The organism is Vibrio sp. AND4, assembly GCF_000171815.1.
Taxonomy (GTDB): Bacteria; Pseudomonadota; Gammaproteobacteria; order Enterobacterales; family Vibrionaceae; genus Vibrio.
Genome location: NZ_ABGR01000025.1, coordinates 22,487 through 29,986, shown reverse-complemented (window position 1 = coordinate 29,986; position 7,500 = coordinate 22,487). Strand labels below are relative to the sequence as shown.

Below are 7,500 nucleotides of genomic sequence, written 5' to 3'. Positions count from 1 at the left end.
GCTCGCGGCTTTACTGGTCGTGACAAAATCATGAAATTTGAAGGCTGCTATCACGGACACGCGGACAGCTTACTCGTCAAAGCAGGTTCTGGCGCACTCACGCTTGGTCAACCAAGCTCTCCGGGCGTTCCTGCAGACTTTGCCAAGCACACGCTTACCGCAACATTCAACGATCTAGATTCTGTTCGTGAACTATTTGCGGCGAACAAAGGTGAGATCGCTTGTATTATCGTTGAGCCAGTCGCTGGTAATATGAACTGTATTCCACCAGTAGAGGGCTTCCACGAAGGCCTACGTGAAATCTGTGATCAAGAAGGCGCGTTGCTGATCTTTGATGAAGTCATGACGGGATTCCGTGTTGCTTTAGGCGGCGCACAAGCGCACTACAACATTAAGCCTGACTTGACGACGCTAGGTAAAGTGCTCGGAGGCGGTATGCCAGTGGGTGCTTTTGGTGGTCGTAAAGAAGTAATGCAATACGTTGCACCGACTGGCCCTGTTTACCAAGCGGGAACTCTTTCTGGTAACCCAGTAGCGATGGCGGCAGGATTTGCGTGCTTAAATCTTCTTAAAGAAGAGGGCAACGAACAACGCCTTGCTGAGAAAACCAAGCAGCTTGCTGAAGGCTTTAAGTCACTGGCAGGAAAACATGGTATCCCAATGGTGGTAAACCAAGTGGGCGGCATGTTCGGTTTCTTCTTCACAGATCAAGAAACGGTAACGTGCTACGAAGACGTGACCAAATGCGACGTCGAGCGCTTCAAACGTTTCTTCCACCTGATGCTTGAGCACGGTGTATACCTTGCACCATCAGCATTCGAAGCAGGCTTTACATCTCTTGCTCACGGTTCCAAAGAAATCGACGCAACATTAGAAGCCGCCGATCGCTGTTTCGCGATCCTGGCAGAAGAAGCGAAATAAACGCGCTTTCTCCGCAATATCTATTCATAAAAAGGGCCTTCAAGGTCCTTTTTTATTGCCTGAATCATGCTTGCCAGTTAAAAAGCACCAAGACTACTAACACGCAAATTACGATGCCAAACCACGGAATACGCTTAGCTTTCTTCTCGCTCTGACACTTTTTATCACCGTTACAACAACCCATATTTCTATCTCTTGATTGATAACCGACTGATTTGTGGTCATTATAACAAGGATACTTGCTCCTTCCCAATTCAAGATCGTCATAAGCTTGAGAGAAAGTTAGGTGCCAAGTAATCAAGAACTTGCGCTATGGTATAAGGCGTAACACGTAAATCATCCGTAAATTGGATTAATCCTATGCCAAATAATGTAAAAATCACGTCGAGTCATCGAGTGCTAGTTGTTGCGCTACTCGCCGCTGCTTTTGCCTGCTATTTATTAGTCGAGCCTTACATCAACTCGATCGTAATGGCGTTTATTATTTCTTTGCTCATGTTCCCAATACATGAGTGGTTTGAACGAAAAATGCCAAGCCACAAAAACTTGGTGTCATTGCTGTCTTGTGTGGTTCTCACCTTTATCATTGTGATTCCACTGTTGTTTGTGTTTGCAGCGATTGTGCAACAAGGTTCGGTATTTTCACAAAACACCTACGCCTGGGTGACCAATGGTGGTATTCAAGATATCTTTCAGCACCCATTTGTTGTCAAGGCTTTAGCGCTGGTTAATGAATACTTGCCTTTCGACAAAATCGAACCACAAGCCATTGCTGAAAAGATTGGTCAGTTCGCAACCTCATTTGGCTCAAACCTTGTCGCTATCAGTGCAAAAATCCTAGGGGATGCGACCAACTTCCTAATGGATTTCTTCCTGATGTTGTTCGTTCTGTTCTTCCTATTGCGTGACCACGATAAAATCATTTCGGCGATGCGCCATATCTTGCCCCTTTCTCGCAGCCAAGAAGACAAAATTCTGACTGAAATTGAGCAAGTATCCAAATCAGCTGTGATGGGGTCATTCCTGACGGCCATCGCTCAAGGACTTGCAGGCGGTATTGGTATGTGGCTCGCAGGCTTCCCTGGCCTCTTCTGGGGCACCATGATGGGCTTTGCATCATTTATCCCTGTTGTCGGCACTGCGTTAATTTGGATTCCGGCTGCGGCTTATTTGTTCTTAACCGGTGACACCACTTGGGCAATCTTCTTGGCCGTGTGGAGCATCGTGGTTGTGGGCTCCATCGATAACCTACTGCGCCCACTGCTGATGCAAGGCAGTTCCGGCATGAACACACTAATGATATTTTTCTCTCTCTTAGGTGGTTTGCATCTATTTGGTTTAATTGGTCTTATCTACGGCCCGTTGGTCTTTGCTGTGACCATGGTACTGTTCAACATCTACGAAGAGGAATTTAAAGACTTCCTCAACCGACAAGACAATAGCTAACCACCGCTTATTCACTTCAAGCTTGGGCCAGATTATGCGAAAATCTGGCCCTAATTATTTTTGATGAACCCAATTTATGTCTGCTTATATTGCTCCTAGCCAAATAGCTCAGCGCCAACTTGAATACTTCAACGGCAAACACGTTTTAGTTGCTGGGGAAGTTGAAGATCTGTTTCCTCTTGAGCTAGTGGCTCATTGTGCGTCCGTTGAAGTGTTTACTTCTAATTACAGTTACTATCGTCAAATTCGTACATCGGACAAGGTGAAGAGCCACTTTGGTTCAGAGTTTGATAGTGAGACTAAAGCAGACATGGTGCTTTTATACTGGCCAAAAGCGAAGGCAGAAGCTGAATATTTACTGGCAATGTTGATGGCTAAGTTAGGCCTCAATACTGAAATCGTCATCGTTGGTGAAAACCGGTCAGGTATCAAGAGCATCGAAAAAATGTTCAAAGATTACGGGTCAGTCAAAAAATACGATTCTGCTCGTCGCTGTTCGTTCTATTGGGGCATTTGCTTACATCAACCTAAACCATTCAACCAGGCTGACTGGTTTAAGTCCTATATTGTGACACTGGGTGAGCAATCACTTACCGTTAAAAGTCTACCAGGCGTTTTTAGCCATGGTGAGTTTGACTTAGGTAGCCGCTTGTTACTCGAGACTTTGCCTAAACTGTCTGGACGAGTGCTCGATTTTGGCTGTGGCGCTGGCGTGCTCGGGGCATTTATGGCGAAAGCAAATCCAGAAATTACCATTGATATGTGTGATATCAACGCATACGCAATCACTTCTAGCCAAGCGACATTGAAAGCTAACGATATATCAGGCCAAGTTTTTGCCTCAGACATTTATTCCGATACAGCCAATGATTACCGCTTTATCATCAGTAACCCGCCATTCCACAGTGGCTTAGATACCAACTACAGCGCTGCAGAAACATTGTTAGGTCAAGCTCCACAATATATGGCCCCCAAGGGTGAGATGATTATCGTTGCTAATAGCTTTTTGAAATACCCACCAATTATTGAAAAAGCATTCAATCATTGTGAAACGCTGAATAAGACCAACAAATTCTCGATCTATTACGCTAAAAAGTCTTAAAACATCTTGGCGCAGGTAAAATCTTGCGCCACCCTTTATAAAAAACAGCCAAACCCAATGAAAAACTGCGTTACTCCCCACGCTTTGCAGTTAACTTTCTTGTCAAAGAAAAAAAACTCGCTAATTTTGTTAAATCTATCGCATTTAACTTCTTGTTCATTTTAACGAGAACTTCGGTAAGCCCCTGTAAGCTCGGCTGCCCTTTAATGAGTTGAAATCTTATCCATGTTTAAATTCTACAAAAAGCAGAAATTTAAGCGCCTGCAAAGCACGCTAATGACCGCGTTTTTGGTTCTTAGTATTACGCCACTGATCATCATTGCCCTTTTCTTTCTGCACTCCCATAGTCAAGATTTGGAAGAACAGAGCACATCACACCTGCTCTCAGTTCGTGATACCAAACAACAACAAATCATTGATTACCTAGCAGCTCAAGAAACGGAAGTGATGGGCTTTGTTCGCTCAGAGTTAGCTTATGCGAGTGGCGGACGCTTCTATGGTTTGGTCAACGCCTTTAGCCGCTTGGGTCAGGACATCGTTGAAGCAAGAGAAAATGCACAACAACGCTACATCCAAGGCAGCGGTGATCAGATAAAAACGTTGATGTTACCCGAATCTTCCAACTATGTTGGCAGCGAACGCTATCGACTTCTGCATAAACGTTATCACTGGGCTTACCTTGAGCTACTAAAGCGCTCTGATTTCAATGACATTTTGCTGGTTGATATCGACGGTAATGTCACTTATTCGATCAACAAAGATGAAAATTTCGGTGCCAACTTACTCAGTAGCCACTACAAAGGTACCACTCTGGGTAAAACATTTAAGCGTCTCTCTGAGGATGTGAGAGCAGGCCGTAAATTGAATGAAGACTATACGCCCATTGTAGTATCAGACTTTGATATCGAAAACGGCAAGAACGTCGCGTGGCTTGGGGCGCCTATTGTGCAGCAAGGCTATCTGCATAGCTACGCAATGTTCCGCCTCCCGAACAATGGCATCACCAAACTGATCGCGGATATCAATCGTGATTCTTCAATTGAAACCTTGTTGGTAGGCGACGACCACAAACCTCGCACCATTAACACCAAACAAGAAGACATCCAGAACAGTTTACCGATCGTCGATAAGGCTTTGGCAGGTAAAACGGAAGTTGGTACTTACAGCAACCGTCTGGGTGAAGAGATGATTGCTGCGTTCGCGCCCATTGAGACTCGCGGCCTCACTTGGGCGCTCGTGGTCCAACTTCCTGAGAAAGAGGCATTTACGCGAGTCCACCAACTTGAGAAGTTATTTGTGATTGCAATGCTAGTTGCGATCATCTTGGTTGTGATTGCGTCACACTACTTGTCCAACTTCATCACCTCACCGCTTCTTAAGTTGACTTGGGCGGCCGAGAGAGTGTCTGCTGGCGATCTGGACGAGAGCACCTTTAATACCAAGCGAAAAGATGAGATCGGACGCTTGGCGATCAGTTTTGAGCGGATGCAACGTTCCATTCGTGAAAAGATCCAAACCATTAAGCAGCAAAACGAGGCATTAGAAAGCAACATCAAGCTAATCCAAAAGCAAAACCAAGAATTGCAGTTAGCAGACAAACTTAAAGATGAGTTTCTAGCCACAACGTCTCACGAATTGCGTACCCCATTGCACGGTATGATTGGCATTGCTGAAACCTTAGTGTCCGGCGCAAATGGGGGGATTCCTGCCAGCCAGAAGTATCAATTAGACATCATCATTAAGAGTGGTCAGCGCCTCGCTAACCTTGTGGATGATCTATTGGATTATCACAAGATGCGCTACGGCAGCATGGATATCGAGAAATCCGCAGTAAGCCTAGCCAGTGCCACCCGTTTAGTTCTGGAGCTTTCAAGTCATTTATTGGGCAATAAAACCATTCGTATCATCAACCAAGTTCCAGCGGATTTAAAAGCCGTCTCTGCTGATCCTCAGCGCTTAGAGCAGGTGTTGTATAACTTGATTGGTAATGCCATCAAACACACTTCAGAAGGTAAAATCGTCATCTCTGCAAACATAATTGACGAACAAGTCCGCGTGCAAGTGGTCGATACTGGTCAGGGAATCCCAGCAGAGTATTTAGAGCATATCTTTGAGCCTTTAATCCAAGCAGGTCAAGATGCCAGTCGTTACCGCCAAGGAGCTGGTTTAGGTCTATCCATCAGCCGCCAGCTTATCGAATTGATGGGCGGTACATTGTATGTCAGCAGCCAGCCTATGGTTGGGACGACATTCAGTTTCACATTACCACTGGCCAGTGAGGAAGAAATCAAAGCGGCAGAGAGCCTGACCGCTCGCGAACACTTCCAAATTCCTGAAGAAGCCAACTTTACAAGCGATGAAGACTTATCTCTACCAGAGAACCCTGATGGTCCCCTGCTGTACGTTGCCGATGATGAACCCGTCAATCTGCGCATTCTCGAAAGCTTCCTGAGGCTCGAGGGCTATCGGGTTCGCACCATTGCAGACGGCCCTGAGACTCTCGCTTTAATTGAACAAGAAAAGCCTGAATTATTACTGCTTGATATTATGATGCCGGGCATGAGTGGCTATCAGGTATGCAGCAAACTGCGTGAACATTTCGATCATGCAGAACTGCCAATCATTATGCTTACAGGGATGAGCCAAACAGAAGATCGTGTCAAGGGCTTTGAAGCAGGCGCGAACGATTACCTAACCAAACCATTCAATAAACAAGAGTTGGCAGCACGCATTCAAGCCCATTTGACCGCAAGCAAAGCGGAGATGCGCCACATCGAAAACAAATTGTTGGAGTCCGAATTACGCCAACGAGCCAGAACCGAAGCCAGCCTGCTTGAGACTCAAGGTCGATTGTTGGAGCAGTTAGAATCGGCACCTGAAGCCATTATATGTCTTCGTGAAGACCAGCGTATTCGCTTTGCCAACGACGCCGCATGTAAGTTATTCAAACGCAGTTTAGAACAACTAAAACGTTCTTCAGCAGATGAATTGATTGCCCCTAAATTTCTTACCGTTAAGCAACCACACTATTGTGGCAAGATTGATATTTACATTGAAGATATTCGTCAAAACATCGAAGCTGACATCCTTAAGTTACCTGAGGGTTCCGGCTTGGATGTCATGTACATCTTCAATGTAGGAGGGGGGGTAAATGCAGCTCGCATCCACAATCTAGAGACAGCGGTAGAGGTACTCTCAGGCTACGCATTTGATGGCGACAAAGACCAATTACAAAAACTAAAAGAGCTCGGTGGTGAATTTACTCGCCTCGCAGATAAAGCATTGGGCAACAAAAAGGACAAACAAGAACTGATGCGCGAAGTCTTAGTCGACACCATGACTCACGCGTTAGAATACTGGGAATCAGTGACAGGAGAAACCAAGTTTGCCTTTGCTGAACAAAGTGGTTTATGGCGCGTTTATCTCGACCGCAGTACCTTACAAACACGTACGCTCGATAAGTATATGCGGATTGAAACCTTGCCCAAGACACCACGCTGGAGAACAGTACTAAGCTCAATAGAGTTCATCTTGGAACACTGCAAAGAACAAAGCCCAGAGCGCGCTTATATCGAAGCTCAGCGCGATAAGATGCAAAGGCTCCTTACCAGCTGAAACAAGCCTACCAGCCTCGCCACTCAGCGAGGCTATTTTTTTCCTATCGGCATCAATGATACTTCCATGCACCTATTTACCCGGGAAGGAAAAGAACCACTTAAACGAACGAGCAAAAAACTTCGTCTCGCCGATAATAAGCTGGAAACAAGCAGACAAAAACGAGTTAAAGATGCCTTTCTAAAGCGATTTCAAGGTCGATATTTCATCGTTATTTGTAAACCGAAAACATGGTTTAAAGACACCGTAAAAGCACTTCCTTTTGCACATGAAAAAAGCAGAATAAGCAGTCCATTTTTACGCTCGAATCTCCGTTATTTTTCTTCTTCAATAGAAAGTTGAACCACATTCGATACAGATTGCGAAGTCAATCACAACAGAACGGCAGATTAAATTTCACTGAGTTAATTAACAAC

Annotated in this window: 4 protein-coding genes; all 4 read left to right on the top strand. The window is 45.2% G+C overall.

Annotation, left to right across the window (positions count from 1 at the left end; genetic code table 11):
* Positions 1–921 (top strand): glutamate-1-semialdehyde 2,1-aminomutase (locus AND4_RS15855; RefSeq protein ID WP_009843988.1); only part of this gene is annotated, 921 nt, incomplete at its 5' end.
* Positions 922–1,281: 360 nt separating this feature from the next.
* On the top strand, positions 1,282–2,367 hold the full coding sequence (locus AND4_RS15850) for an AI-2E family transporter (protein WP_009843986.1): 1,086 nt from the start codon (positions 1,282–1,284) through the stop codon (positions 2,365–2,367).
* A gap of 76 nt (positions 2,368–2,443) precedes the next feature.
* Entirely contained in the window at positions 2,444–3,469 is a 1,026-nt protein-coding gene (gene rsmC / locus AND4_RS15845) for a 16S rRNA (guanine(1207)-N(2))-methyltransferase RsmC (protein WP_009843985.1), read from the top strand.
* A gap of 225 nt (positions 3,470–3,694) precedes the next feature.
* A complete protein-coding gene (locus tag AND4_RS15840) occupies positions 3,695–7,084 on the top strand; it encodes a response regulator (RefSeq protein ID WP_009843984.1) in 3,390 nt (1,129 codons plus the stop codon).
* Positions 7,085–7,500 lie beyond the last annotated feature (416 nt).